Consider the following 25,008-nt stretch of genomic DNA (forward strand, 5'->3'; position numbering starts at 1 on the left):
GCTACATTAACATTGTTGGATTAAAATCAATTGAGATTTGTAGCTCTTTTTGCATTTCTGCTTGATAATGTTCATTTACCATTTTGAGCACGTTCTTTAAGTTTGGTTCCCGTTTGTATTTTATCATGCATTGATAACGATATCTATCTTTTATCCTTGGAATTGCTGAAGCAACCGGTCCTAACACCATTGTTTGCTGCGTGCAGTGTGCCCGTAAATGACCGACAATTTTTTCCGTCACTTGCACTGCCTTTAATAATTCTGGATGCGATACTGTTACAAGTACAACATAGTAATAAGGTGGATATTGTCTTGTTCGTCTCATTTGCATTTCTTGGTCAAAAAACACATCATATTGTTGGTTCTTTGCTAACTCTATACTGTAATGTTCTGGTGTATACGTTTGAATTATAACTTCCCCTGGCAATTCATGTCTGCCTGCTCGTCCACTTACTTGCGTCAATAACTGATACGTCTTTTCACTCGCTCGAAAATCAGGTAAGTGAAGCATCGTATCTGCAGTTAAAACCCCGACAAGCGTTACTTTAGGAAAATCTAACCCTTTCGCAATCATTTGTGTTCCAAGTAGTATATCTGCTTTTTCTTCCCCGAACGCCTTTAATAATTTTTCATGCATTCCTTTGCGACTTGTCGTATCTACATCCATTCGAATGACTCGTGCCTCTGGAAATAGTTTTGTAATTTCTTCTTCTACCTTTTGTGTACCTGTACCAAAGAAACGAATATATGTACTTTGACAAGCAGGACACTCAGTCGGCATATTCTCTTCGTGACTGCAGTAATGACATTTTAAACGATGGTTCATTTTATGATATGTCAGCGAGATATCACAGTGCGGACATTGTACAACATACCCACAATCACGGCACATAACAAATGTAGAATGACCTCTTCTATTTAAAAAGAGCACCATCTGTTCTTTCTTTTCTAATCGATCTGCTATTTTTTCATGCAATGCCTTCGAAAACATGGAACGATTCCCGTCACGAAGTTCCTCACGCATATCAACAATCTCTACTGTTGGTAAAGCTTGTTTATTCATACGTTTTTCCATCGTTAGTAATTCATACACACCTTTTTTCGCTCTTGCAAACGATTCAAGTGTCGGTGTTGCACTACCAAGAACGATAGGACATTTATGATATTGCCCCCTCCACACAGCTACATCCCTTGCATGATACCTCGGATTATCTTCTTGCTTATAGCTCGATTCATGTTCCTCATCAATAATAATAATCCCTAAATTTTCAAAAGGAGCAAATACAGCTGAACGTGCACCAACTACAACTTTCACTTCTTTTCTTAAAATCTTACGCCATTCATCATATTTTTCTCCAACAGACAGCGCACTATGAAGAACCGCAACTTGCGAGCCAAATCTGCCTTTAAAACGATCTACCATTTGAGGCGTTAGTGCAATTTCAGGAACAAGCACAATAGCTTCTTTCCCTTTCGCGAGCACCGCTGCTATAGATTGTAAATATACTTCTGTTTTTCCGCTTCCTGTAACACCATATAGTAAAAATGGATTGTAAGTTTCATTTGTAATTGATGATAAAATCGGTGCAATAACTTGCTGTTGTTCCTCCGTAAGTGGGAATGGTTTCGTTTGTTCAAAATCATCATCGTCATACGGATTTCGGTACACTTCCACATATTTTTCTGAAATTAGCCCCTTTTTAACAAGTGCCTTAATCGGAGCGTCTGTTATTTGCAACTCTTCTGTTATCACTTTCAACGGCACACTTTTATAATTTTCCACAAAATAATAGAGTACATCTTGTTGTTTTTTACTTTTCAGTTCAAATGCTGCTAATTCCAATCGATCTTCTGACAACTCAGGTTGAACGACTCTTTGTTTCTTCTTTTGCACTTTATCTTTTACCTGATAAACAACTTCAATCGTGCCATTTTTAATTTCTTGTTGAATCGTTCGGTATAGATGCGGCTGCGTCTCAATAGCTTCCCAATCTATCGCTTCTTTGTCTTGAAATAAAAACAGTAGTTCAGGTGCTACTTCTTCTTGTTTACGAAGTTGTAGACGCTTTTTATACGTAGCTTTTATCGCCGTTGGAAGCATGACTTGAAAGGCTGAAATCATATAACATAACGTTTCGCTTGTAAGCCAATATCCAAGCTTTAATAATTCCTCGTTTAAAACTTGTGTTACATCTAATATTTCATGGATTGTCTTTAGCTTCTTACTTTCTACTTCAGCCGAATCTTTGATCCCAATAATAAAGCCTTGCAATTTCCTTGGGCCAAATGGAACTACTACACGCATGCCTGTCTGGACAATATCTTCCCACTTTTTAGGGATAATATAATCAAATGGTCGATCTGTCTGACGTGCAGGTACATCAACAATTACACTTGCAAATTTCATAGACGATCATCTTCTAACATCATTTCAATTTGCTTTAATATTTCACGAGCAACCTCTTTCTTCGTTAAAAGTGGTAACTCGATAACTTCTCCATCTTTTCTATACATTGTTACAATGTTTGTATCTGTACCAAATCCAGCTCCTTGTGCCTTTACATCGTTCGCAACAATCATATTCGCATTTTTCTCACGTAATTTTTTTGTCGCGTATTCCTCTACCTTTGTCGTTTCAGCCGCAAAACCGATAAGTAACTGTTTATCCTTCATCTCACCTAACGTTTTTAAAATATCTACTGTTCTCTCGAGTTCGATTACAGCATCACCATTTTTCTTTTTCATTTTATTATCATGAACATATTTCGGGCGATAATCTGCAACTGCTGCTGTTTTAATGACAACATCTACGTTTTGATACTGTTGCAGAACTACTTCTAACATATCTTGTGCAGATTCCACTTGTACCGTATTTACATGTACTGGTGGGTTTAATGCTGTCGGTCCCGAAACAAGTATGACATCAGCACCTAAGTTCGCTGCCACTTCCGCAATTGCATATCCCATTTTCCCAGAAGAAAAATTGGTCATAAAACGCACTGGATCAATCTTTTCACGAGTTGGGCCGGCAGTTATTAATATTTTTTTTCCTTGCAATGGTTTTTGTTCTGAAAAAGCCTCTTCTAACCGTGCAATAATTGCTTCTGGTTCTTCTAGTCTTCCCTTCGCAACATAACCACACGCTAAAAAACCTTCTCCAGGCTCAATAAATGTATATCCTAACGTTTTTAACGTCATCATATTTTTTTGTACAATTTTATTTTCATACATATGCACATTCATAGCAGGTGCAATCCACACTGGGGCTGTAGTAGCTAACAAAGTAGTTGTAATCATATCGTCTGCAATACCACCAGCTAACTTTCCAATACAATTGGCAGTAGCAGGTGCAACAAGTACTACATCTGCCCAATCTGCTAAATCGATATGTGCAATAACAGCCGAGTCTTTCTCATCGAATGTATCTGTATATACGTCATGGCGAGAAAGTGCTTGAAATGTAAGAGGCGTAACAAACTTCATTGCAGACTCACTCATCATTACTTTTACAATAGCACCAGCTTGTGTCAATTTACTAGTTAACGCAGCCGCTTTAAAGACCGCAATGCCTCCTGTTACACATAGAAGTATCTTTTTCCCTTTTAGCATATGGCTCGTCCTCTTTCTTTTTCAAACTTATAATACTGAAACAGAATTCCCAGCTCGTCAGTACCAATATTTCTTCCCTATCGTAAAAAAATAACAACCTACTTGTAAATAGGTTGTTACCGTTACATAGAAAATTATAAAGTCTATGTTTTAATTTGTCGAAAAGAATGCCTTAATCGATGATTTTGTCTTCGCTTGGTACATATTTTAATACTTCTGCATCGATTTCTTCTAATGATTTACCTACACATTTATGAGAAACAGGTTGCTCGATAACACAGTTATCAGCAAGTTGCATTTCACGCGCACGTTTTGCAGCTACTGTTACAAGTGTATATTTAGAATCGATTTTTGTTAATAATGAATCAATTGATGGATTTAACATAATTATAGACCCTCCGTCATTTCTTTATAATATTTTGCTACTCTTTCGCGGCGGCAATGTTCACCAACCACAATTGCTTTAATTCTTTCACAAGCTAATTCAACTTGATCGTTTTCTACAACATAGTCGTAAGCGTCCATCATTTCGATTTCTTCTTTCGCTACCGTTAAACGATTTTCAATAACATCTTCAGTTTCTGTACCACGGCCGACAATACGGTTCTTTAGTTCAGATAAACTTGGAGGTGCTAAGAAAATAAATACACCTTCTGGGAAAGCTTTCTTAACTTGAATTGCTCCTTGCACTTCAATTTCTAAGAATACATCTTTTCCTTCTTGTAATGTTTTTTCAACATAGTCGATTGGTGTTCCGTAATAATTACCTACGAACTCAGCCCACTCAAGTAATTTTTCATTACGAATCATTTCCTCAAATTCTTCTCTCTCTTTAAAGAAATAATCCACACCATCAACTTCACCTTCACGTGGCTTACGTGTCGTTACTGAAATGGAGTACTGAAAACGTGTATCCTCATGACTAAATAGCTCTTTTCGAACCGTTCCTTTACCAACCCCAGAAGGTCCTGAAAGAACGATGAGCAATCCTCTTCTACTTCTCATAAATATGTAAAACCTACCCTTCCTCACTTAAATCTTCTTTATTATTCAAACGATGTGCAATCGTCTCTGGCTGAATTGGACTTAATACCACATGCCCATCATCCATAACAATAACCGCCCTTGTTTTTCTCCCATACGTAGCATCAAGCAAAGCATTATGTTCGCGTGCTTCCTGTACTGTTCGTTTAATAGGAGCTGACTCCGGACTTACAATAGCAATAATTCGATGAGCAGATACAATATTTCCGTATCCAATATTTAAAAACCGCATGGCCATAGTTTGCGCCTCCTAGTAAGTCTATCCGATTTCTCCACCACGTATAACTTTATATATTTTTTGAAAGCTACTCAATATTTTGTACTTGTTCACGAATTTTTTCAAGGTTATTTTTCATTTCTACAACATATTTTGAAATTGTTAAGTCATTTGCCTTAGAACCAATCGTATTAATTTCTCTATGCATCTCTTGCACGATGAAATCCATTTTCCTTCCAACAGGCTCTTCAATCTGCAGTGTTTCACGAAATTGCTCTAAATGACTTTGCAAACGAACTAACTCTTCGTGAATATCACAACGCTCTGCAAAGATTGCGACTTCTGTTAACAATCTTTGTTCATCTAGATCTTGATTATGTAATTCTTTTAAGCGATTTTCTAATCGTTCACGATATTTTTGTGTAACAATCGGTACATGCGGAATAATTGCATTTACACAATTGTGAATCTCTTGTAAACGATACGCTATATCTTTATGTAATCGTTCTCCTTCGCCATCTCTCATCGTTTTTAACATATGAGCAGCTTGGCGAACAGCCTCATATAAACCGTTCTCAAATTGTTCATTTACATTTTCTACTTCTTCAATCGCTGTTACTTCTGGCATTTCCATTAATTGCTGAAGTGTAATAGAATCTTGTAATTGAAATTTTCCTTTTATATCTTCCATAATCAATTGGTACTGCTCAAGAAGCGACCAATTCACACTTAATTTTCTTTCAACAAGTCCTTCACCCGTTATACTAATAGACACTTCAATGCGTCCACGCCGAACTTGTTCTGCAATTATTTTACGAATTTTGTCCTCAAATATCATCATTTGCTTCGGAAGTCGAATACTCATCTCTAGAAAACGGTGGTTCACCGATTTCATTTCTACTGTAATTTGAAAAGTATCATTTTCTACTTTCGATCTTCCAAATCCTGTCATACTACAAATCATTTTTATCACATCCAAGCCATGAAATAACTCAATGAAAAAGGTAATAGAGACAAGGCTCTACTACCTTCTGTAAATTATATCACATTTTCATATCATTGACTATTTCAAGTTTAATCCCTTCTTATATAATATTGGCTTTTCCTTCTTCCCCTTTTTCCCTGTTAATAAAGAACCTACTAATAAGAAGGTCGGAATTGATGACAAACCTCCAATTAACAACCAATCTCTCGCTTGTATTGGCATTGTACTAAAGATCGGTTGTAGCGGTGGGTAATATATAACCACTAACATTAACAGTAAAGAAATGATAACCGCTCCTACTAAATACACGTTCCCAAACGGATTACGGTGGAAGATAGAATGTTCACTTCGGCAGTCAAATACATGAATAAGTTGTGCAAGTACCAACGTCGCAAACGCCACAGTTTGTGCATATTTCAATTCATTTGGATGTTGATTATATGCAATAATAAACGCCACTAACGTCACTGCTCCAATTAGAAAGCCACGACTTATAATTTTCCAGGCAAGCCCTCTAGCAAATACCCCTTCTTTCGGATGACGCGGCGTTCTCTTCATCACGTCTCCTTCCGCCTTATCCAATCCTAATGCCATCGCCGGTAATCCGTCAGTAACTAAGTTCACCCATAAAATTTGAATGGGAACCATCGGCAGCGGTAATGCAAGTAACATTGCAAATAACATGACTAAAATTTCTCCTACGTTCGATGCTAATAAATAACGGATAAACTTACGTATATTCTCGTATATATTTCTACCTTCTTTAATTGCTGATTTAATCGTAGCAAAGTTATCATCTAGCAAAACAAGAGAAGACGCTTCTTTCGCAACGTCTGTCCCTGTAATTCCCATCGCTATCCCAATATCCGCTGTTTTTATAGCCGGAGCATCGTTTACTCCATCACCTGTCATCGCTACTATATGCCCTTTATTTTGCAACGCCTTAACAATTTTCAATTTATGTTCAGGTGATACTCGAGCAAATACATACGTGTCTTCTACAACACTTTCTAGTTCCTCTACATCCATATTCGCGAGTTCTACTCCTTCAACAACACGTCCACCAGGTGGTAAAACCCCTAATTGTTCCGCAATTGCCATTGCTGTCACTTTATGATCTCCTGTTATCATCACTGTTCGAATACCAGCTTCTCTGCACTCTTTTACAGCCTGTTCTACCTCTGGTCTTGGCGGATCAATCATTCCCTGTATCCCGACCAACATAAAATCTTTTTCAACGTCTCTTTCATGTTCAATAGAATCTGTTACTTTTAATGGCTTAAATGCAACTGCAATTGTTCGAAGCGCTTGACTACCTAAACTATGAATAGCCGCCTGTACTTCTTTTCTATACAACTCACTTATCGGTTGTTGCTTATCCCCCCATAAAATCGTTTGACTCATTTGCAGGAGGACATCTGGTGCTCCCTTCGTAACAAGAAACTTTTTCCCCTCTCTATCTCGCACAATAACACTCATCATTTTTCGAGTTGAATCGAATGGAAATTCACGAATGATTTCAAATTTCCCTTTCAGTGCCTCACGCGTTATCCCCGCCTTCATTGCTGCAGCTACTAGTGCTCCCTCAGTTGGATCTCCATCTAATACATACGCCTTTTTCTTTTGAATAATATTTGCGTTATTACATAGTGAACCAAATGTGAGTAGTTGATACAATGCTTTTGTTTTAGCTGGATCACATTCTTTTTCACCTTTCAAAAAAGAGCCATTAGGTTCATACCCTTGACCCGTCACTTTCCATAACTCTCCACCTGACCACATATGTGTTACCATCATTTTGTTTTGCGTCATTGTTCCTGTTTTATCAGAGCATATAACAGAAGCGCACCCTAACGTTTCTACCGCTGGTAACTTCCTTACAATTGCTCTCTTTTTAATCATACGCTGTACACCAAGCGATAAAGCTACTGTAACGATTGCTGGTAATCCTTCAGGAATAGCAGCAACAGCTAGCGACACGCCTGCTAAAAACATATGGTACACTTCATTCCCTTGATACACACCGGCTAATACGACAAGCGCTGTCAAAATAAGAGCCACAATAATTAATATTTTCCCGAGTTGCTCTAATCTTCTTTGCAGTGGTGTTTCCATTTGCTCTGCATTTTGTAACATATTTGCAATTTGGCCCATCGCTGTATTCATACCAGTTGCTACAACGACCCCTGTTCCAGCTCCTCGTGTAATCATCGTACCCATAAAAGCCATATTTTTTTGATCACCAATTGAAACATCTTGCCCCTGCAGAGCTTCTACCTTCTTCTGCACCGGTACTGACTCTCCTGTCAAAGCTGATTCTTCGATATATAAACTTGATGCCTCAACAAGACGTACATCCGCCCCAATACGATCACCACTAGAAAATTTAATGATATCACCTAAAACAAGTGCTTTAGACGGTGCTTTTACCCACTTTCCATTCCGCATTACAGTAACTTGCGGGGCGGCTAGCTCTTTTAAAGCTTCCAGTGATTTTTCAGCCTTTCTTTCTTGAAAAAAGCCAAGAATACCATTGATAATAACAATCGCAACAATCGCAATAGAATCAATGTATTCCCCTAAAAAAGCCGAAACTACTGTTGCACCAAATAAAACAAGTACCATAAAATCTTTAAACTGCGCCAAAAATACCATCAGTGCAGAAGGCCTTTTGGCTTCATCTAATTCATTTGTACCAAATTTTTTTATTCGCCCTTCTGCTTCCTTCTCTGTAAGTCCAACCTTCACATTCGTATTCGTTCTTTCTTCCACTTCGTGTGCGCGCATTCCATACCAGTTCATCCCGCTATCGACCTCCTGATTCCAGACATACTCTATTGAAAGCTTATTCAGCCTCGTCCAAAAAAATGCTATAATTAACTTTTAGTTAGAAAGGAGTGTTCATTTATGGCATTCGATGGATTATTTACAAGAGCAATTACACATGAAATTGCAAATTCTCTTTACACAGGAAGAATTTCCAAAATATATCAACCTTCAAAATACGAGATTTTATTACATATTCGAGCAAACGGAAAAAATCAAAAACTAATTCTTTCCGCTCATCCGACATATGCACGTTTACACTTAACAAATCAAAATTACGATTCACCTGCACTTCCGCCAATGTTTTGTATGCTTCTCCGCAAGCATCTAGAAGGTGGTTTCATTGAAAAAATTGAACAAATTGATTTAGAGCGCATTATTCAAATCACCGTTCGTAGCAGAAATGAAATTGGTGATGAATCGCTAAAAACATTAGTAATTGAAATAATGGGACGACATAGTAACATCATTTTGGTAGACACAAAAACAAACAATATTTTAGATAGCTTAAAACACGTTTCTTTAGCAGTAAACCGCCATCGAACTGTATACGCTGGAGCTGAATATATTGCACCACCAGCACAACATAAAATTAACCCACTTCAGATTGAAACAAATGATGAATTTATTAGACCGCTAGACTTTCTATCTGGAAACATGGATAAACAGCTTGTCGGCACCTTTACGGGAATATCGCCGTTATTCGCAAAAGAAGTAGTGAAAAAAGCAGGTATGGTAAATGAAAAAGCATTAGCGGACGCATTTTTCTCCATACAAAAACCATTACTAACTCATACATATTCACCAACAATGACTACTTCAAATGGGAAAGAATTCTTTTATCTTTTCCCTCTTGCACACTTGCAAGGAGAAGGTAAGATATTTTCATCTGTTAGTGAATTGCTAGACCGTTTCTTTTTCGGAAAAGCAGAGCGCGACCGTGTAAAACAACAAGCTTATGATTTAGAGCGCTTTATGCAAAACGAAAAAAATAAAAATGTGAAGAAACTCATTAAACTAGAAAAAACATTACAGGATGCCGGAAAAGCAGATAAATATCAACTATTTGGAGAACTACTTACAGCCAATATGTACGCTTTGAAAAAAGGTGATAAAGATATTGAAGTCGTTAACTATTACGACGAAAATGGCGGAACTGTAAAAATTACATTAGATCCTTTAAAAACACCATCTGACAATGCGCAACGCTATTTCCAAAAGTACCAAAAAGCGAAAAATTCAGTTGTTGTTGTAGAAGAACAAATTGAAAAAACAAATGAAGAAATTCTTTATTTTGATAGCTTACTTCAACAAATGGAAGCTGCTTCTTCAAAAGATATTGAAGAAATTCGTGAGGAATTAGCTGAAGAAGGTTATATGCGTAATCGTAAAACGAAAAACGCAAAGAAAAAGCCTACTAAACCAGTATTGGACAAATATTTAGCAAGTGATGGCACAGAAATTTTCGTCGGTAAAAACAACAAGCAAAATGATTATTTAACAACGAAGTTTGCCCGTCGTGATGAAATTTGGTTACATACGAAAGATATCCCTGGGTCTCATGTTGTCATTCGTTCTCTTGAACCTACCGAAGAAACTGTGTTAGAAGCTGCTAAAATCGCTGCCTATTTCAGTAAAGCAAAAGATTCTAGTTCTGTTCCTGTAGATTTCACCAAAATACGCCATGTCAAAAAACCGAGTGGTGCAAAACTTGGTTTTGTTACGTACGACAATCAGCAAACCGTATATGTAACACCTGATGCTGATACTGTAATGAAATTAAAAGCGTAAATAAAAAAATGCGTTGCTTATAAGCAACGCATTTTTTATTTATTTTCAATTTAGTTGCTATATCCATTCAATATTGTCAAAAAAATTGACAGTGTCATTTCACATTTGTATAAAATTTTTTACAGCATGTAAATAAAGTACAAGTGTAACTCCAATCAATATTTTTTCATCCCCCTGCTATTTATTGAAGCAATCTGAATTTTATAAACAAACCGTCTCCCACAAATGGCGGGCTATTTTCTTATCTCCCCTAAAATATATGTTTTCCCTACTATCCTTTCTTCAAATATACATTTTGGCACACTATTTGCTTTATTAAATACTGTGAATAGGGGGAATTAACATGACTTTAAAAATTAATAAAATCCAAAATCAACTACAAAACTATGAAATTGACGGGTTACTCATTACAAAAAAAGAAAATCGCCAATATGCAACAGGCTTTACAGGTAGTGCTGGCGTCGTCTTAATCTCTGCGGATAAAGCTGTTTTTATAACTGATTTTCGCTATGTAGATCAAGCGAAATCACAAATAAAAGATGCTGAAATTATTATGCATACAGGAAATTTAGAAAAAGAAATTGCAAATCAAGTATCAAAATTAAACATTCAAAAACTCGGAATTGAAGAGAACAACATGACATTGCAACAATATAAAAACTTACAAAAATGTGTACATGTGGAAATGGTTCAAGTGTGCGAAATCATCGAAAATATTCGTATTATTAAAGACATGCCGGAAATAGAAACAATGAAAATCGCAGCTAATATTGCTGACGAAGCATTTCACCACATCATTACGTTTCTAAAACCAGGAATAAGTGAAAATGATGTACGAGATGAGTTAGAATTTTTCATGCGAAAAAAAGGGGCTACATCCTCTTCATTCCAAATCATTGTAGCTTCTGGCGTTCGTTCTTCACTTCCTCATGGAGTTGCATCAAATAAAATAATCGAGCGAGGCGACATCGTTACATTAGATTTCGGTGCACTTTACGATGGATATTGTTCCGATATAACTCGTACTGTAGCAATCGGAGAACCATCAGAAGAATTCAAAAAGATATACAATGTTGTACGAGAAGCGTTAAAGCGTGGAACTAAAGCAATTAAGCCTGGAGAAACTGCGAAAAGTATCGATGATATAACGAGAGATTACATTACAGAACATGGATACGGTCAATACTTTGGACACTCTACTGGTCATGGTCTTGGGTTAGAAATACATGAACCTCTTCGCCTATCCCAAGAAAGTAAGGCTACTTTAGAAGAAGGTATGGTTGTTACAGTTGAACCTGGTATTTACATACCAAACTGGGGCGGTTGTAGAATTGAAGATGATATTGTCATCACAAAAGACGGATATGAAGTTATTACAAAATCAAATCGGGAACTAATTGTGATTCCTTGTTAAAATCATGACCTTTTTAAAAGGAGTTTTTCTCTGCACATAGAATTCTTTCTCTGGAGTCATCGTTTAAAGAGGGGGAATTTTAATTGAATTTTGTAATCGACAAGATAGATGGTTTGCATCCTGAATTTTCCAAAATTGTTTCCATGATGAATTACGCTCGCTATACAACAATGCAAGCAGTGGAAGGTTTAACAATTGAAGAACTTGATTATTTATATGATGAGGAAGCAAACTCAATTGGTATGCTTTTGTACCATATGGCTGCTATTGAATTTTACTACCAAATTCATACTTTTGAAGACCGTGAACCAACGGAAGCTGAATTAGAACGGTGGTTACCTGCTATTGAATTAGGGAATCTTGGACGCGAGAAAATCAAAGGCAACTCTATAGAATTTTACATACATACATTGCAAGAAGTACGTTCCAAAACGATCGAGACTTTTCAATCGTTACCTGATGAATGGCTATTTAAAACGACAGATTTCTGGTATGACAAACCCGCAAATAACTACTTTAAATGGTTTCACGTTTTTGAAGATGAAATCAATCATCGCGGACAAATTCGTTTAATTAAAAAGATGCAAAAAGCTCATTCAGTAAAGTAAGAAAGTGCCACCAGATAAGGTGGCACTTTCTTTTATTCATTAACGAATAACTTTTCGTTTACTTTTTTAGCGATTATCGCTACCGACATTAATATACATATTAAATATAGCAATTTCACAATAAATAACCACCCTTGAAACATTACAATTGCATCTATTATCTCATTTCCTTTCAATAACAAAAAAGGAATCGTGCTAATTATAATGACAAACTCGATGCTGAAAACAATTTTCTTTTTTCTGCTATATGCTTTCCATTCATCCCAGCGATACATGGGAGCAAATATCAATACTCCTATACACCATATAATTGGTACCCATTCACTTTTAAGAAATTGCCCTGAAATAACTGATAATAGTAAACAAACGAGCACACCATAATACCCTATTTTCCCTCTCATTCGTACTCCCCCATTCTACTTCTCCTTTAATATGTAACTTACTATGCTTATAACAAGTCTTAGTAAAATAACAAATACAATTACAATATAAAAACCCTTCGCAGATGACATCCATTGTTGAAAAATAGACATTTTCTCCATTTGCTTCTGCCCTTCTATTAAAATAAACCCTACGAAAAATGAGCAAACAACAATGATACCTATTATAATTCCGATACTTTTCTTACTATATTGTTTTATATCATCCCAGTTATATAAAAGTATAAATACAAACCCGAAAACAGGTATGATACTGATCCATTCATTGCTTGTAAACAGATTCAAAATGATTAATAGACTACAAGATATAATGAATCCCCAAAACCCGATTTTTTTGCGCATAAGCCCTCTTTAAATTCCATTTTTAGGATTAATTGTATTGTAACATCCATTTCTACTTCTTACCATTACAGTACATGAAATTTCACTTTTTTTCTTTTTCCTATACTCACATACTTTTACTGCTTTCATACAATAAACTACACGAATGCCTAAAGGATGTGAATGTTATGGGAGTTGAATTAACGCTGTTGCATGCTCTCTATATTCTTTGTTTACTCACTATTATTACTTTTTTTATTCTCCGGAAAGATACGACGATTATTTGTATCGTTTTTATCTTTTTATTAGCATTAACCGCTACAAGTTCTATCCCTCTTGCCGTTAGCGGTATTTTTCAAAGTTTCATTTACGCTATTACTGAACTTTTACCAACTATATTAATCATCTCTATTATCGTATCAATGAGCAATCTACTCGTTCATACTGGCATAAATGATACGATGATTTCACCATTTACAAAGATGATTCGTACCCCTACCCTCGCCTACTGGATTATCGGCCTTTTAATGATGACAATTTCTTTCTTCTTTTGGCCTTCCCCAGCTGTCGCTTTAATGGGAGCTATTTTATTACCTGTGGCTGTACGCGTCGGTCTTCCGCCAATTGGAGTTGCCATCGCTATGAACTTATTCGGACACGGCATCGCCTTATCTGGTGACTTCGTTATTCAAGGTGCACCGAAATTAACAGCGGATGCTGCTGGTCTTCCTGTTTCCAGCGTTGTTTCTGCCAGTGTTCCCCTCGTTATCGTTATGGGTATTGTGACAACTTCCGTCGCATTTTTCTTCTTACGAAAAGAATTCCATACAGGCTTATCTATACAAGAATCTATCCCATCAACTGAATCTTCTAAAACGCTTACTTCATTATCTCCTCGGACAAAAAAATGGCTCGCTATTTGTATTCCGATCGTATATGCCATCGATATCCTTTGCATGATTCAATTTAAACTACAAGGAAGCGACGCAACTGCACTTATCGGCGGGACGACTGTTATTATGATTATCATTATTTCGCTCATCGCTTACAAAGGAAATGGACTGAATAAAACGACCGATTACTTTATAGAAGGGCTCCAATTTGGATTTAAAATTTTCGGCCCAGTTATTCCAATTGCTGCACTCTTTTATTTAGGAGATAGCGGCTTTGTAAAAATTATCGGGGACTATTTACCGAAAGGTTCACACGGAATCATTAACGACTTAGGAATCGCCTTATCTCAAACTGTTCCTTTAAACCAATATGTATCAGCAGGAACATTAACTATCGTTGGTGTCATAACAGGGTTAGATGGATCTGGCTTTTCCGGTATATCACTTGCTGGTTCGATTGCCAATCTTTTCGGCACAGCACTGGGGCACGGAACGGCCACATTAACAGCACTCGGGCAAATTGCAGCAATCTGGACCGGAGGCGGGACTTTAATTCCTTGGGTCCTTATTCCTGCCGCTGCCATTTGTAAAGTAGATCCATTTGAACTCGCACGCCGAAACTTTTTACCGGTTGTGATTGGCTTAATTGTCACCACGATCGTTGCGATGTTTATTCTATAAAGTAAGCAAGTGTTCTCTTGCTTACTTTTCTTATTGTGAAATCCATCATTTATTACTGACTTTCAAAAGGGATTATATATATATTAGCGAAATTATATTAAGAGAGTATTTATTTCAAAACGTTTACGAGAAACAGATTACTTCCATTAGAAAAGGGGACATAACTATGAATGAATTGATTTTCGTCTTATTAATTTGTCCATTACTTATCTTTATCGTTTCTGTTATTGGAACGCGCAAGACGAAAACGTATTACGTAATGCCGATTGTAACGTTTGCTAGTTTTTTAATAATAGGTGTTATCGCCTTTACTCCAAAATTTTTCTTTTGGGTTGGCATGTACAGCATCTTCTCATTTATTGTTTCTTATATGACTCTATTGTTTGTGAGAGGATATGAGATTGCAGAAAGCACTAAGTAGTATTTAGTAAAGAGATTATAATATGATTTTTTTGATATCGATAGGACTTTACATGAAGTTTTAACAATAATATAAAAAACGACCGCGTTCCCCCGCGGTCGTTTTTTTTCGTGTTACGCTGTAATCCAAGCTTCATTTGCTGGATTTTTACGCCACTCTTGTAATTTTTTCATTTCAGCTTGTCCAATCATACCTTTTTCTGCTGCTACTTCAGTTAATGCACTGTAGTCGCTTAAAGAGTATGATGCTACGTTAGCTGCTTCTAGTTTTTCTTTTCCTGCTTCTAGCTCGTATGTGAAGATTGATACGATTCCTAATACTTCACATCCAGCTTCGCGAAGTGCTTCTACACATGTAATTGCACTACCGCCAGTTGAAATTAAGTCTTCTACTACTACTACTTTTTGACCTTTTTCAGCTTTTCCTTCAATTTGGTTCCCTTTACCGTGACCTTTTGCTTTACTACGTACGTAGCACATTGGTAAATCCATACGATCACTTACCCATGCAGCGTGCGCAATACCAGCAGTTGCTGTTCCTGCAATAACTTCTACAGTTGGGAAGTGCTCTTTAATTAACTCTTCTAATCCAGCTGCAATCGCTTGACGTACTTTTGGATAAGATAAAGTTAAACGGTTATCACAATAAATTGGTGATTTCATACCTGAAGACCAAGTAAATGGATCATTCGGTTGTAAAAATACTGCTCCAATTTCTAATAAATGCGATGCGATTTCTTTTTTCATACTGTTACACCTTCCCACTGTTGTTTTACTGTTTTATACGCTTCAAGCGGATTTTCTGCTTTTGTAATACTACGTCCAACTACGATGTAGCTTGAGCCAAGTTCCCTCGCACGTTTCGGTGTTGCTACGCGCACCTGGTCATTTACATCATCGCTTGCAAGACGAATCCCCGGTGTTACTGTTACAAATTCATTTCCGCATACTTCACGTAATTTTGGAACTTCCAGTGTTGAACAAACAACGCCATCAAGTCCACTTTCTTTCGTTAGTTTTGCATAATGAGCAACCGCTTCTTCTAACGTTTTCTCAATGCCGATCTCTTTTTTCATCATAGCTTCCGAAGTGCTTGTTAGTTGTGTAACTGCAATGCAAATCGGTCTCTCTTTTCCTTCTTGCTTACCTTCCTCTAATCCCTCAATCGCGGCTTTCATCATACTGCTTCCCCCAGCAGCATGAACATTTACCATATCTACATCTAGACTAGCTAGGCTACGCATAGCGCTTTTTACTGTATTCGGAATATCATGAAGTTTTAAATCTAGAAAGATCTTATGTCCTTTTTCTTTTAAGTACGTAATAATCGCAGGGCCTTCTTTGTAAAATAACTCCATACCTACTTTGACAAATAACTCTTCCCCTTCAAAGTGGCGCAGGAATTGTTCTACATCTTGTTTCCCTGGAAAATCTAATGCAACGATTAACGTCTGTGACATACTTACTTCCAACTCCTTCCTTGACATTCCGAAATGTGATCAAATCCTAATTCATCTAGTAATGCTGGTAATTCTTCAATAATTGTCGGACATACGAACGGATCGATAAAGTTCGCTGTTCCAACTGCAACTGCGCTTGCGCCAGCGTAGAAGAATTCAATTACATCTTCCGCTGTTTCGATACCACCCATTCCGATAATCGGAATGTTAACCGCTTGGCTTACTTCATGTACCATACGAATCGCTACTGGCTTAATCGCAGGACCTGATAATCCGCCTGTACGGTTTGCTAAAATTGGTTTTGCAGTTTTTAAATCTAGACGCATACCAAGCAATGTATTAATCATCGTTAAACCGTCCGCACCCGCATTTTCAATTGCTTTTGCAATCTCCACAATGTTTGCCACGTTCGGTGACAATTTTACGTATACAGGTACTTCAGAAACCTCTTTTACTCGCTTCGTTAAATCAGCAGCAATTTCAGGATTCGTACCAAAAGCGATACCACCCGTTTTTACGTTTGGACAAGAAATATTTAATTCTAGCGCATGAACATTAGGTGCCTTTGAAATTTCCTTCGCAACTGCTACATAATCCTCAGCTTGTGAGCCAGCAACATTTGCAATAATCGGAAGATCAAATTGCTCGAGAAAAGGTAATTCAGAATTCATTACCTTTTCTAATCCAGGATTTTGAAGCCCGATTGCATTTAGCATTCCGCCTGGTGTTTCCGCAACACGAGGCGTTGGGTTTCCGTAACGAGGCTGTTCTGTTGTCGCTTTAATCATAATTGATCCAAGTACACTTAAATCATAGAACTGTGCATACTCACGACCAAATCCGAAGCAACCAGATGCTGGGATGATTGGATTTTTTAATGATAACCCTGGTAATTCAACTTGCAATCTGTTCATAGTACAACCTCCCCGATTGGAAATACTGGTCCGTCGCTACACACCTTCTTGTAAGAATGTCCACTCGGATCTGCTTGTAAATGGCATACACAGGCGAAACATGCTCCAATGCCACAGCCCATACGCTCTTCTAATGAAATGTAGGCTTTTCTCTCTTTATAGCGTCCTTCTAATGCACGAAGCATCGCTAAAGGTCCACATGAATATAGAATGTCAAAGTCAATTCCATAGCTATCAATTACATCTGTTACAAAGCCTTCTGTACCGTGCGTACCATCAACTGTTGCAACATACGTATCACCAAGCTCTGCGAATTTCTCTTCATAGAAGACAACATCTTTCGTTTGGAAACCTAAGATGTGAATAACGCGTACTCCCTTTGCTACAAGACGCTGTGACAATTCATATAGTGGTGGTACACCAATTCCCCCTCCAACTAATAGAGCCGTTTGTCCAGCTTCCGCTTCTTCTACAGGAAAACCATGTCCAAGTGGTCCTAACACATCTACAAGTTCACCTTGTTTTCTTTTCGCTAATGTTTTTGTTCCTTGTCCTTCCGCACGATATAGCATTGTAAATTCGTTTTTGTCTTGATCGACATTACAAATACTAATTGGGCGGCGCAGAAGGGGCGTAATGCCCTCTGCTACCTTAATGTGTACAAACTGCCCTGGATCGTTCATTTGCTGCACAAGATCCCCTTGAAGCACTAATTCGTAAATGTTTTTTGCGATTTCTTTTTGGTTAACGACGATCATATTTTGCTTTTGCATCATGCATGTACCACCTCGTGACGCTTCGTTTGCGTAATTTCTTTCATTGAATGAGCTGAGAATGTCATAGATTCTAGTACTCGTAAGATTGCTCTCGTTGTATCAAGTGATGTTAAGCAAGCCACACCATTTTCTACTGATTCACGGCGAATGCGGAAACCATCACGCGCTGGTTGTTTGCCTTTTGTTAATGTATTGATTACAAACTGTGCTTTTCCTTGACGGATAATATCAAGTAAGTTGTATTCTTCAGAATCAATTTTATTTACAACTTGCACTGGAATGTTTTGCTCTGCTAACGATTGTGCTGTTCCAGCTGTTGCTAATAAGTTATATCCGATTTCGTGGAAACGTTTTGCAATTTCCATTGCTTCTTCTTTATCTTTATCCGCTACAGTAATGATTACTGATCCGTGCGTTGGGATGTTAATTCCTGAAGCAACTAACCCTTTGTATAATGCTTTTTCAAGTGTTAAGTCTTTCCCCATTACTTCCCCTGTTGATTTCATTTCAGGTCCTAATGTTGTATCAACTGAACGTAGCTTCGCGAATGAGAATACCGGTGCTTTTACATACACTTCTTTCTCTTCTGGGTGATAACCAGTTCCATATCCTTGCTCTACAAGATCTTGACCTAAAATAACTTTCGTTGCAACATTCGCCATCGGTACGCCTGTAATTTTACTTAAGAATGGTACTGTACGGCTCGCACGTGGATTTACTTCAATTACATACACTTCATCTTTGAATACTACAAACTGAATGTTTAGTAATCCAACAATATTTAAACCTTTTCCAAGTGCAATTGTATGTTCAATAATTTGTTCTTTCAGTTTTTCAGATAAGCTTTGTGGTGGATATACTCCGATTGAGTCACCAGAGTGAACTCCAGCGCGTTCAATATGTTCCATAATACCTGGAATGAACACATTCTCACCATCTGAAATTGCATCTACTTCAATTTCTTTACCAACCATGTAACGGTCGATTAATACTGGGTGATCTGCGTGAACTTTAACCGCATTTTTCATGTAGTGCAGCAGTTCTTCTTGACGATATACGATTTCCATCGCGCGTCCACCTAGTACGTAAGATGGTCTTACTAATACTGGGTAACCAATTTTGTCAGCGATTGCTACCGCTTGCTCTACAGTCGTTGCTGTTTTACCAACTGGTTGCGGGATACCAAGCTGTGTTAGAGCTGCTTCAAACTTATCACGATCTTCTGCACGGTCTAAATCTTCAAGTGATGTTCCTAAGATTTTCACACCATGAGCCTCTAATTTAGCAGCTAAGTTAATTGCCGTTTGTCCACCGAATTGGACGATAACACCTTCTGGCTTTTCTAAATCGATAATGTGCATTACATCTTCAATTGTTAATGGTTCAAAGTATAATTTGTCAGAAATACTGAAGTCTGTTGAAACTGTTTCTGGATTGTTATTAACAATGATTGCCTCATATCCAGCTTCTTTAATTGCCCATACAGAGTGAACTGTTGCATAGTCAAACTCAACCCCTTGACCGATACGGATTGGACCAGACCCTAGTACGACAACACTCTTACGATCTGTTCTAACCGATTCATTCTCGTCACCATATGTGCTGTAGTAGTATGGTGTTGCAGATTCAAACTCTGCCGCACAAGTATCTACCATTTTATAAACAGGAGTTATATTGCTTTCTTTACGCATATCGTAAATTTCACGCTCTGTTTTGTTCCAAGCACTGGCGATGTAATGGTCACTGAAGCCCATTTCTTTTGCTGATTGTAATACTTCCATATTTCCTACACTTGCTTTTACTTCGCGTTCCATGTTTACGATATTTTCAACTTTTTGTAAGAAGAAGAAGTCCATTTCACACCAATCGTTGATTTCTTCTTTCGTTACACCTTGACGAATTGCTTCTGCTACAATAAACAGTCGCTCATCATCAGCTTTTATAATGCGTTTTTTCATTGTTGCTTTATTAAGCTCTTTTAAATGCTCTAACTCTAAGTGATAAACGCCAAGTTCTAAAGAACGGATCGCTTTTAATAATGATTGTTCTAAGTTACGTCCGATTGACATAACTTCACCAGTTGCCTTCATTTGTGTACCAAGTGTTCTGTTTGCTGATTCAAACTTATCAAATGGCCAACGTGGAATTTTTGAAACAACATAGTCTAATGCTGGCTCGAAGCAAGCGTATGTTTTTTGTGTTACTGGGTTTATAATTTCATCTAATGTTAAGCCAACTGCAATTTTCGCAGCTAATTTCGCAATTGGATATCCAGTTGCTTTAGATGCTAGTGCAGATGAACGACTTACACGCGGGTTTACTTCGATTACATAGTATTGGAAGCTATGTGGATCAAGTGCAAGCTGAACGTTACATCCACCTTCAATTCCTAATGCGCGAATAATTCTTAATGAAGTGTTTCGTAACATTTGATACTCACGGTCACTTAATGTTTGGCTCGGTGCTACAACGATAGAATCACCTGTGTGAACCCCAACTGGATCGATATTTTCCATGTTACATACTACAATCGCGTTATCATTCGAATCACGCATTACTTCATATTCAATTTCCTTACAACCAGCAATGCTCTTCTCTAATAAACATTGTGTTACTGGGCTATGTTTTAATCCACCTGATACGATTTCAATTAGTTCTTCTTCATTACTACAGATTCCGCCACCTGTTCCCCCCATTGTAAATGCTGGGCGAACAATAACTGGATAACCAATTTCTTTTACAAATTCATGTGCTTCTTCTAGCGTATGAATAATGGTACTAGATGGAATTGGTTCATTTAATTCTTGCATTAGTGTACGGAATAAATCACGATCTTCCGCTTGCTCGATTGCTGATAATTTTGTTCCTAAAATTTCAACTCCGCACTCTTCAAGTATGCCTGATTTCGCAAGTTCAACAGCCATATTTAGACCTGTTTGACCACCTAATGTTGGTAAGATTGCATCTGGACGTTCTTTACGAATGATACGGCTTACGAATTCTAATGTTAATGGTTCTATATATACTTTATCTGCTGTTGCAGTATCTGTCATAATTGTTGCTGGGTTAGAGTTAACAAGGATTACTTTGTAACCTTCTTCTCTAAGAGATTGACAAGCTTGTGTACCAGAGTAGTCAAACTCTGCTGCTTGCCCAATTACAATTGGTCCTGATCCGATTACTAAAATTGTGTTAATGTCTAGGCGTTTTGGCATAACTCTTCCCCTTCTTTCTTGAAGTTTTCAATCATTTCTAAGAAATCTTCGAATAAATCATTTGCATCTTCTGGTCCTGCTGAAGCTTCTGGATGGTATTGCACTGTAAATGCTGGGAACTTCGTATGACGAAGACCTTCTACTGTTCCATCATTTAAAGCAACATGTGTAATTTCAAGGTCTGTATTTTTAACTGATTCTTCTTCTACTGCGTAACCATGATTTTGAGATGTAATTGCTACTTTTCCAGTTGCAAGATGTTTTACTGGATGGTTTAAACCACGGTGACCGAATTTTAACTTACTTGTATTCGCACCAGATGCTAGAGCGAATAGTTGATGTCCTAAGCAAATTCCGAATAAAGGAACTTTACCGATAATGTCTTTTAACATTTCAATTGCTTCTGGTACATCTTTCGGATCTCCAGGTCCGTTACTTAACATAATTCCATCTGGGCTAAGGCGTAAAATTTCTTCTGCTGTTGTATTGTAAGGTACTACAATTACATCACAGTCACGTTTATTTAATTCTCGTAAAATACCATGTTTCATTCCGAAGTCTACAAGTACAACTCGGTGTCCACGGCCTGGGCTTGGGTATGGATCTTTCGTTGATACGCGTTTCACGTGATCTGTAAATACTGTCGCTTTTAATTGGCTTACGATGTATTCTACATCTGCATCCATGTTACATAGACGTCCACGTAATGTACCGTATTGACGAATTTTTCTCGTTAATTTTCTTGTATCAATTCCTGCTAACCCTGGGATATTTCTTTCTTTTAAGTAATCATTTAACGAAATTTCATTACGGAAGTTTGATGGATGATCACAAATTTCGTTTACGATTAAACCATTTACAGATGGGTGAATCGATTCAAAATCGTCACGGTTGATGCCGTAGTTTCCGATTAATGGGTACGTGAATGTTACGATTTGACCGCAATATGATGGATCAGATAATGTTTCTTGATATCCAGTCATTCCTGTTGTGAATACAACCTCACCTGACTTTTCAATTTCTCCTCCGAAACCTTTTCCAATTAATACTGTTCCATCTTCTAAGATAAGTTGTCTTTTCATACTAATGCACTCTCCTTTTGCCATGCGATCTTACCACCAACGATTGTCATTACCGGCCATCCTTGGCATTTCCAACCTGCGAATGGTGTATTTTTTCCTTTTGATAAGAATGTTGTTGGGTCAATCTCTTCTTCTTGTTCTAAGTCAATGATTGTAATATCAGCTGTTCTACCTTCTTTCAGGCGACCTGCTTCTAAGCTGAATGTATCAGCTGGCTTTTCTGTTAAGAATTGAATTAACTGCTCTAATGTAATAATTCCTTTTTTCACAAGGTGTGTGTATAGAAGTGGGAATGCTGTTTCAAAACCAGTAATTCCGAATGGTGCTCTTTCAATTCCTTGTGCTTTCTCTTCCGCTGTATGCGGTGCATGGTCAGTTGCGATCATATCGATCGTTCCATCTAGTAATCCTTCAATTAGTGCTGCGTGATCTTCTTTTCCACGAAGCGGTGGGTTCATTTTAAAGTTAGGATCAGCTGATGGGATATCATCTTCACATAACACTAAGTGATGAGGTGTTACTTCTGCTGTTACTTTAATTCCAGCGCGTTTCGCATCTCGAATTACGCGTACAGAACCTTTCGTACTTACGTGACATACGTGATAGTGACAATCGGCCGCTTCAGCAAGCAGTATATCCCTTGCAATATGTACAGATTCACATACTGATGGGATACCGTTTAATCCGTGTTTCTCAGAAAACTTCCCTTCATGTACACAACCTTTATTAATAAGAGTATTCTCTTCACAGTGTGCAACTACTGCCGTATTTAATTTCGCTGCACGCTTCATAGCAGCTAACATCATGCTAGCATCTTGTACGCCTACACCGTCATCAGTGAAAGCAAATGCTCCAAGTTCTTTTAATGTTTCGAAATCTGTCATTTCAGAACCAGCTTGGCGTACTGTAATTGCTCCGTATGGTAGTACGTTGACATGCGCTTTTTCTTTAATACGTTTTTGCAAGTCTTCCATATGTTCTCTGCAATCTGGTACTGGGCGTGTATTTGGCATTGCACAAATTGTAGTGAATCCACCTTTTGCCGCTGCTAGTGTACCTGTTTCAATTGTTTCTTTATGTTCACCACCTGGTTCACGAAGATGTACGTGTACATCTACTAATCCAGGTGCGATTAACTTTCCGTTCACATCGATTACTTCAGCATTATCTGCCGTAATATTTTCTGCTACCTTAGCGATTTTACCGTCTTGTACGAGAAGATCTGTTACTACGATTTTTCCTTCTTCATTCATATAACGACCATTTTTAAACAAGTAATTCATGTTTCATTCCTCCTAATACATTTGGTAAGGCGCGTTTTAGTACAGCCATTCTTACGTAAACTCCATTTTCCATTTGTTTAAATATGCGTGAACGCTCACACTCAACAAGTTCACTTGCAATTTCAACATTACGGTTTACAGGAGCTGGATGCATAATAATGCTTCCTTCTTTCATACGCTTTTCTCTTTCCACTGTTAATCCGTGTTTCTCATGATACTCTTTCATAATGTCTGTTTCATAATGATCATGACGCTCATGTTGTACACGAAGTAACATCATTACATCCACTTCTGAAACAAGTTCATCTAATGGTTTGTATGTTCCAAATGTGCTGTCTTCATCTTTCCACTCTTCTGGACTTGCAAAGTAAATTGTTGCACCCAGTTTCGTTAATGCTTCTGCATTAGAACGTGCTACTCGGCTATGACGAACATCTCCTACTATCGCAATCTTTAATCCTTCAAATCTTCCAAACTCTTGTTTAATTGTAAGAAGATCGAGTAGGCACTGCGTTGGGTGGTTTCCACATCCATCTCCAGCGTTTAAGATTGGGATATTTACCTGATCTTTTAGTTCATCGAAGTAGCGATCTTGCTCATGGCGGACGATCACCGCTTTTGTTCCGATTGATTCTAGTGTTCTTATCGTATCGTATAAAGTTTCTCCTTTTTGTACGCTAGATGCATCCGCTGAAAAGTTTAAAACTTCAAGTCCTAATCTCTTCTCAGCAACTTCAAAGCTAAATCTCGTTCTCGTACTATTCTCAAAGAACAAGTTCGCAACAAAAGTTTGCTCTGTCGGTTTGCTCTCTTTTCCATTCGCGAAATCTTCTGCGTCTTTTAGGATTTCTGAAATTTCTACTTCCGATAATTCACTCATCGTTAACAAATGGCTCATCGTCATCCCTCATCTTTCTGATTTTTATGTTACCACTTTTGTATTTTTATAACAACATTTGCATAAAAATACCCTAGTCGTGTGAGACTAGGGTGCAAGAAAGAAGCCACCCTTTCCGGTCTCACAGGACT

At 37.6% G+C, this 25,008-nt stretch carries 22 protein-coding genes; 5 read left to right on the plus strand and 17 right to left on the minus strand.

The window, feature by feature from the left end; genetic code table 11:
• Position 1 precedes the first annotated feature (1 nt).
• From priA to NHG49_RS19680, 7 genes are all read right to left on the minus strand, one after another.
• Complete coding sequence (gene priA / locus NHG49_RS19650; protein ID WP_064474994.1) at positions 2–2,407, minus strand: primosomal protein N'; 2,406 nt, start codon at positions 2,405–2,407, stop codon at positions 2–4.
• Positions 2,404–3,609 carry a bifunctional phosphopantothenoylcysteine decarboxylase/phosphopantothenate--cysteine ligase CoaBC gene (coaBC, locus tag NHG49_RS19655; RefSeq protein WP_149173478.1) on the minus strand — a complete coding sequence of 402 codons (1,206 nt, stop codon included), beginning with the start codon at positions 3,607–3,609 and terminating at the stop codon, positions 2,404–2,406. Before coaBC ends, priA begins: the two co-directional genes overlap by 4 nt.
• Before the next feature lie 172 nt (positions 3,610–3,781).
• Positions 3,782–3,994, minus strand: a complete 213-nt coding sequence (gene rpoZ, locus NHG49_RS19660) for a DNA-directed RNA polymerase subunit omega (RefSeq protein ID WP_000933964.1) — start codon at positions 3,992–3,994, stop codon at positions 3,782–3,784.
• 2 nt (positions 3,995–3,996) lie between these two features.
• Complete coding sequence (gene gmk / locus NHG49_RS19665; protein ID WP_001257740.1) at positions 3,997–4,614, minus strand: guanylate kinase; 618 nt, start codon at positions 4,612–4,614, stop codon at positions 3,997–3,999.
• A 13-nt stretch (positions 4,615–4,627) separates the two neighbouring features.
• Entirely contained in the window at positions 4,628–4,891 is a 264-nt protein-coding gene (remA, locus tag NHG49_RS19670) for an extracellular matrix/biofilm regulator RemA (protein ID WP_001251456.1), read from the minus strand.
• A gap of 67 nt (positions 4,892–4,958) precedes the next feature.
• Complete coding sequence (locus tag NHG49_RS19675; protein WP_064474993.1) at positions 4,959–5,834, minus strand: YicC/YloC family endoribonuclease; 876 nt, start codon at positions 5,832–5,834, stop codon at positions 4,959–4,961.
• A 99-nt stretch (positions 5,835–5,933) separates the two neighbouring features.
• On the minus strand, positions 5,934–8,657 hold the full coding sequence (locus tag NHG49_RS19680) for a calcium-translocating P-type ATPase, SERCA-type (RefSeq protein WP_064474992.1): 2,724 nt from the start codon (positions 8,655–8,657) through the stop codon (positions 5,934–5,936).
• Positions 8,658–8,762: 105 nt separating this feature from the next.
• On the opposite strand from NHG49_RS19680, the gene NHG49_RS19685 reads away from it, so the two are divergent.
• The 3 genes from NHG49_RS19685 to NHG49_RS19695 all read left to right on the plus strand — a co-directional run bounded on the left by NHG49_RS19685 (position 8,763) and on the right by NHG49_RS19695 (position 12,494).
• Positions 8,763–10,472 carry an Rqc2 family fibronectin-binding protein gene (locus tag NHG49_RS19685; RefSeq protein ID WP_064474991.1) on the plus strand — a complete coding sequence of 570 codons (1,710 nt, stop codon included), beginning with the start codon at positions 8,763–8,765 and terminating at the stop codon, positions 10,470–10,472.
• A gap of 343 nt (positions 10,473–10,815) precedes the next feature.
• Positions 10,816–11,886 carry a M24 family metallopeptidase gene (locus NHG49_RS19690; RefSeq protein ID WP_064474990.1) on the plus strand — a complete coding sequence of 357 codons (1,071 nt, stop codon included), beginning with the start codon at positions 10,816–10,818 and terminating at the stop codon, positions 11,884–11,886.
• Positions 11,887–11,969: 83 nt separating this feature from the next.
• On the plus strand, positions 11,970–12,494 hold the full coding sequence (locus tag NHG49_RS19695; protein ID WP_064474989.1) for a DinB family protein: 525 nt from the start codon (positions 11,970–11,972) through the stop codon (positions 12,492–12,494).
• A 32-nt stretch (positions 12,495–12,526) separates the two neighbouring features.
• Here NHG49_RS19695 and NHG49_RS19700 read toward each other — a convergent pair whose 3' ends face one another.
• Positions 12,527–12,895: a YoqO family protein gene (locus NHG49_RS19700; RefSeq protein WP_064474988.1), complete on the minus strand. Its 369-nt coding sequence runs from the start codon at positions 12,893–12,895 to the stop codon at positions 12,527–12,529.
• Between the two features lie 15 nt (positions 12,896–12,910).
• Positions 12,911–13,276 carry a YoqO family protein gene (locus NHG49_RS19705; protein WP_064474987.1) on the minus strand — a complete coding sequence of 122 codons (366 nt, stop codon included), beginning with the start codon at positions 13,274–13,276 and terminating at the stop codon, positions 12,911–12,913.
• Between the two features lie 167 nt (positions 13,277–13,443).
• Here NHG49_RS19705 and NHG49_RS19710 point away from each other — a divergent pair, with 167 nt between their 5' ends.
• Together NHG49_RS19710 and NHG49_RS19715 are read left to right on the plus strand one after the other, a co-directional pair.
• Positions 13,444–14,829 carry a hypothetical protein gene (locus NHG49_RS19710; protein WP_258126452.1) on the plus strand — a complete coding sequence of 462 codons (1,386 nt, stop codon included), beginning with the start codon at positions 13,444–13,446 and terminating at the stop codon, positions 14,827–14,829.
• Positions 14,830–14,995: 166 nt separating this feature from the next.
• Positions 14,996–15,250 (plus strand): YbeF family protein, encoded by a 255-nt coding sequence (locus tag NHG49_RS19715; RefSeq protein WP_064474985.1) that lies wholly within the window; start codon positions 14,996–14,998, stop codon positions 15,248–15,250.
• A 113-nt stretch (positions 15,251–15,363) separates the two neighbouring features.
• On the opposite strand, the gene pyrE is transcribed toward NHG49_RS19715, so the two are convergent.
• Genes pyrE through pyrB form a run of 8 tightly spaced genes read right to left on the minus strand, consistent with a single transcriptional unit; the run spans position 15,364 to position 24,877 of the window.
• Complete coding sequence (gene pyrE / locus NHG49_RS19720; protein ID WP_064474984.1) at positions 15,364–15,996, minus strand: orotate phosphoribosyltransferase; 633 nt, start codon at positions 15,994–15,996, stop codon at positions 15,364–15,366.
• Entirely contained in the window at positions 15,993–16,709 is a 717-nt protein-coding gene (gene pyrF / locus NHG49_RS19725; RefSeq protein ID WP_048563196.1) for an orotidine-5'-phosphate decarboxylase, read from the minus strand. The genes pyrE and pyrF overlap by 4 nt, the downstream gene beginning before the upstream one ends.
• A 2-nt stretch (positions 16,710–16,711) precedes the next feature.
• Complete coding sequence (gene pyrD / locus NHG49_RS19730) at positions 16,712–17,623, minus strand: dihydroorotate oxidase B catalytic subunit (RefSeq protein WP_002121858.1); 912 nt, start codon at positions 17,621–17,623, stop codon at positions 16,712–16,714.
• On the minus strand, positions 17,620–18,399 hold the full coding sequence (gene pyrK / locus NHG49_RS19735) for a dihydroorotate oxidase B electron transfer subunit (protein WP_000983346.1): 780 nt from the start codon (positions 18,397–18,399) through the stop codon (positions 17,620–17,622). Before pyrK ends, pyrD begins: the two co-directional genes overlap by 4 nt.
• Positions 18,396–21,614: a carbamoyl-phosphate synthase large subunit gene (gene carB, locus NHG49_RS19740; RefSeq protein WP_149173475.1), complete on the minus strand. Its 3,219-nt coding sequence runs from the start codon at positions 21,612–21,614 to the stop codon at positions 18,396–18,398. Before carB ends, pyrK begins: the two co-directional genes overlap by 4 nt.
• On the minus strand, positions 21,599–22,696 hold the full coding sequence (locus NHG49_RS19745; protein WP_088047261.1) for a carbamoyl phosphate synthase small subunit: 1,098 nt from the start codon (positions 22,694–22,696) through the stop codon (positions 21,599–21,601). The genes carB and NHG49_RS19745 overlap by 16 nt, the downstream gene beginning before the upstream one ends.
• Entirely contained in the window at positions 22,693–23,979 is a 1,287-nt protein-coding gene (gene pyrC / locus NHG49_RS19750) for a dihydroorotase (RefSeq protein WP_088047260.1), read from the minus strand. Before pyrC ends, NHG49_RS19745 begins: the two co-directional genes overlap by 4 nt.
• Positions 23,963–24,877: an aspartate carbamoyltransferase gene (pyrB, locus tag NHG49_RS19755; protein ID WP_088047259.1), complete on the minus strand. Its 915-nt coding sequence runs from the start codon at positions 24,875–24,877 to the stop codon at positions 23,963–23,965. The genes pyrC and pyrB overlap by 17 nt, the downstream gene beginning before the upstream one ends.
• Between the last annotated feature and the right edge of the window lie 131 nt (positions 24,878–25,008).

The organism is Bacillus sp. IBL03825 (assembly GCF_024712505.1).
GTDB lineage: Bacteria > Bacillota > Bacilli > Bacillales > Bacillaceae_G > Bacillus_A > Bacillus_A wiedmannii.

Coding starts and splice junctions, on each gene's coding strand:
- rpoZ (WP_000933964.1), bottom strand. CDS start 3,994: ATGTTAAATCCATCAATTGATTCATTATTAACAAAAATCGATTCTAAA.
- carB (WP_149173475.1), bottom strand. CDS start 21,614: ATGCCAAAACGCCTAGACATTAACACAATTTTAGTAATCGGATCAGGA.
- priA (WP_064474994.1), bottom strand. CDS start 2,407: ATGAAATTTGCAAGTGTAATTGTTGATGTACCTGCACGTCAGACAGAT.
- pyrC (WP_088047260.1), bottom strand. CDS start 23,979: ATGAATTACTTGTTTAAAAATGGTCGTTATATGAATGAAGAAGGAAAA.
- coaBC (WP_149173478.1), bottom strand. CDS start 3,609: ATGCTAAAAGGGAAAAAGATACTTCTATGTGTAACAGGAGGCATTGCG.
- NHG49_RS19690 (WP_064474990.1), top strand. CDS start 10,816: ATGACTTTAAAAATTAATAAAATCCAAAATCAACTACAAAACTATGAA.
- NHG49_RS19675 (WP_064474993.1), bottom strand. CDS start 5,834: ATGATTTGTAGTATGACAGGATTTGGAAGATCGAAAGTAGAAAATGAT.
- pyrD (WP_002121858.1), bottom strand. CDS start 17,623: ATGAACAGATTGCAAGTTGAATTACCAGGGTTATCATTAAAAAATCCA.
- NHG49_RS19680 (WP_064474992.1), bottom strand. CDS start 8,657: ATGAACTGGTATGGAATGCGCGCACACGAAGTGGAAGAAAGAACGAAT.
- NHG49_RS19705 (WP_064474987.1), bottom strand. CDS start 13,276: ATGCGCAAAAAAATCGGGTTTTGGGGATTCATTATATCTTGTAGTCTA.
- pyrF (WP_048563196.1), bottom strand. CDS start 16,709: ATGTCACAGACGTTAATCGTTGCATTAGATTTTCCAGGGAAACAAGAT.
- NHG49_RS19715 (WP_064474985.1), top strand. CDS start 14,996: ATGAATGAATTGATTTTCGTCTTATTAATTTGTCCATTACTTATCTTT.
- NHG49_RS19700 (WP_064474988.1), bottom strand. CDS start 12,895: ATGAGAGGGAAAATAGGGTATTATGGTGTGCTCGTTTGTTTACTATTA.
- pyrB (WP_088047259.1), bottom strand. CDS start 24,877: ATGAGCCATTTGTTAACGATGAGTGAATTATCGGAAGTAGAAATTTCA.
- gmk (WP_001257740.1), bottom strand. CDS start 4,614: ATGAGAAGTAGAAGAGGATTGCTCATCGTTCTTTCAGGACCTTCTGGG.
- NHG49_RS19685 (WP_064474991.1), top strand. CDS start 8,763: ATGGCATTCGATGGATTATTTACAAGAGCAATTACACATGAAATTGCA.
- pyrE (WP_064474984.1), bottom strand. CDS start 15,996: ATGAAAAAAGAAATCGCATCGCATTTATTAGAAATTGGAGCAGTATTT.
- NHG49_RS19710 (WP_258126452.1), top strand. CDS start 13,444: ATGGGAGTTGAATTAACGCTGTTGCATGCTCTCTATATTCTTTGTTTA.
- remA (WP_001251456.1), bottom strand. CDS start 4,891: ATGGCCATGCGGTTTTTAAATATTGGATACGGAAATATTGTATCTGCT.
- NHG49_RS19745 (WP_088047261.1), bottom strand. CDS start 22,696: ATGAAAAGACAACTTATCTTAGAAGATGGAACAGTATTAATTGGAAAA.
- pyrK (WP_000983346.1), bottom strand. CDS start 18,399: ATGATGCAAAAGCAAAATATGATCGTCGTTAACCAAAAAGAAATCGCA.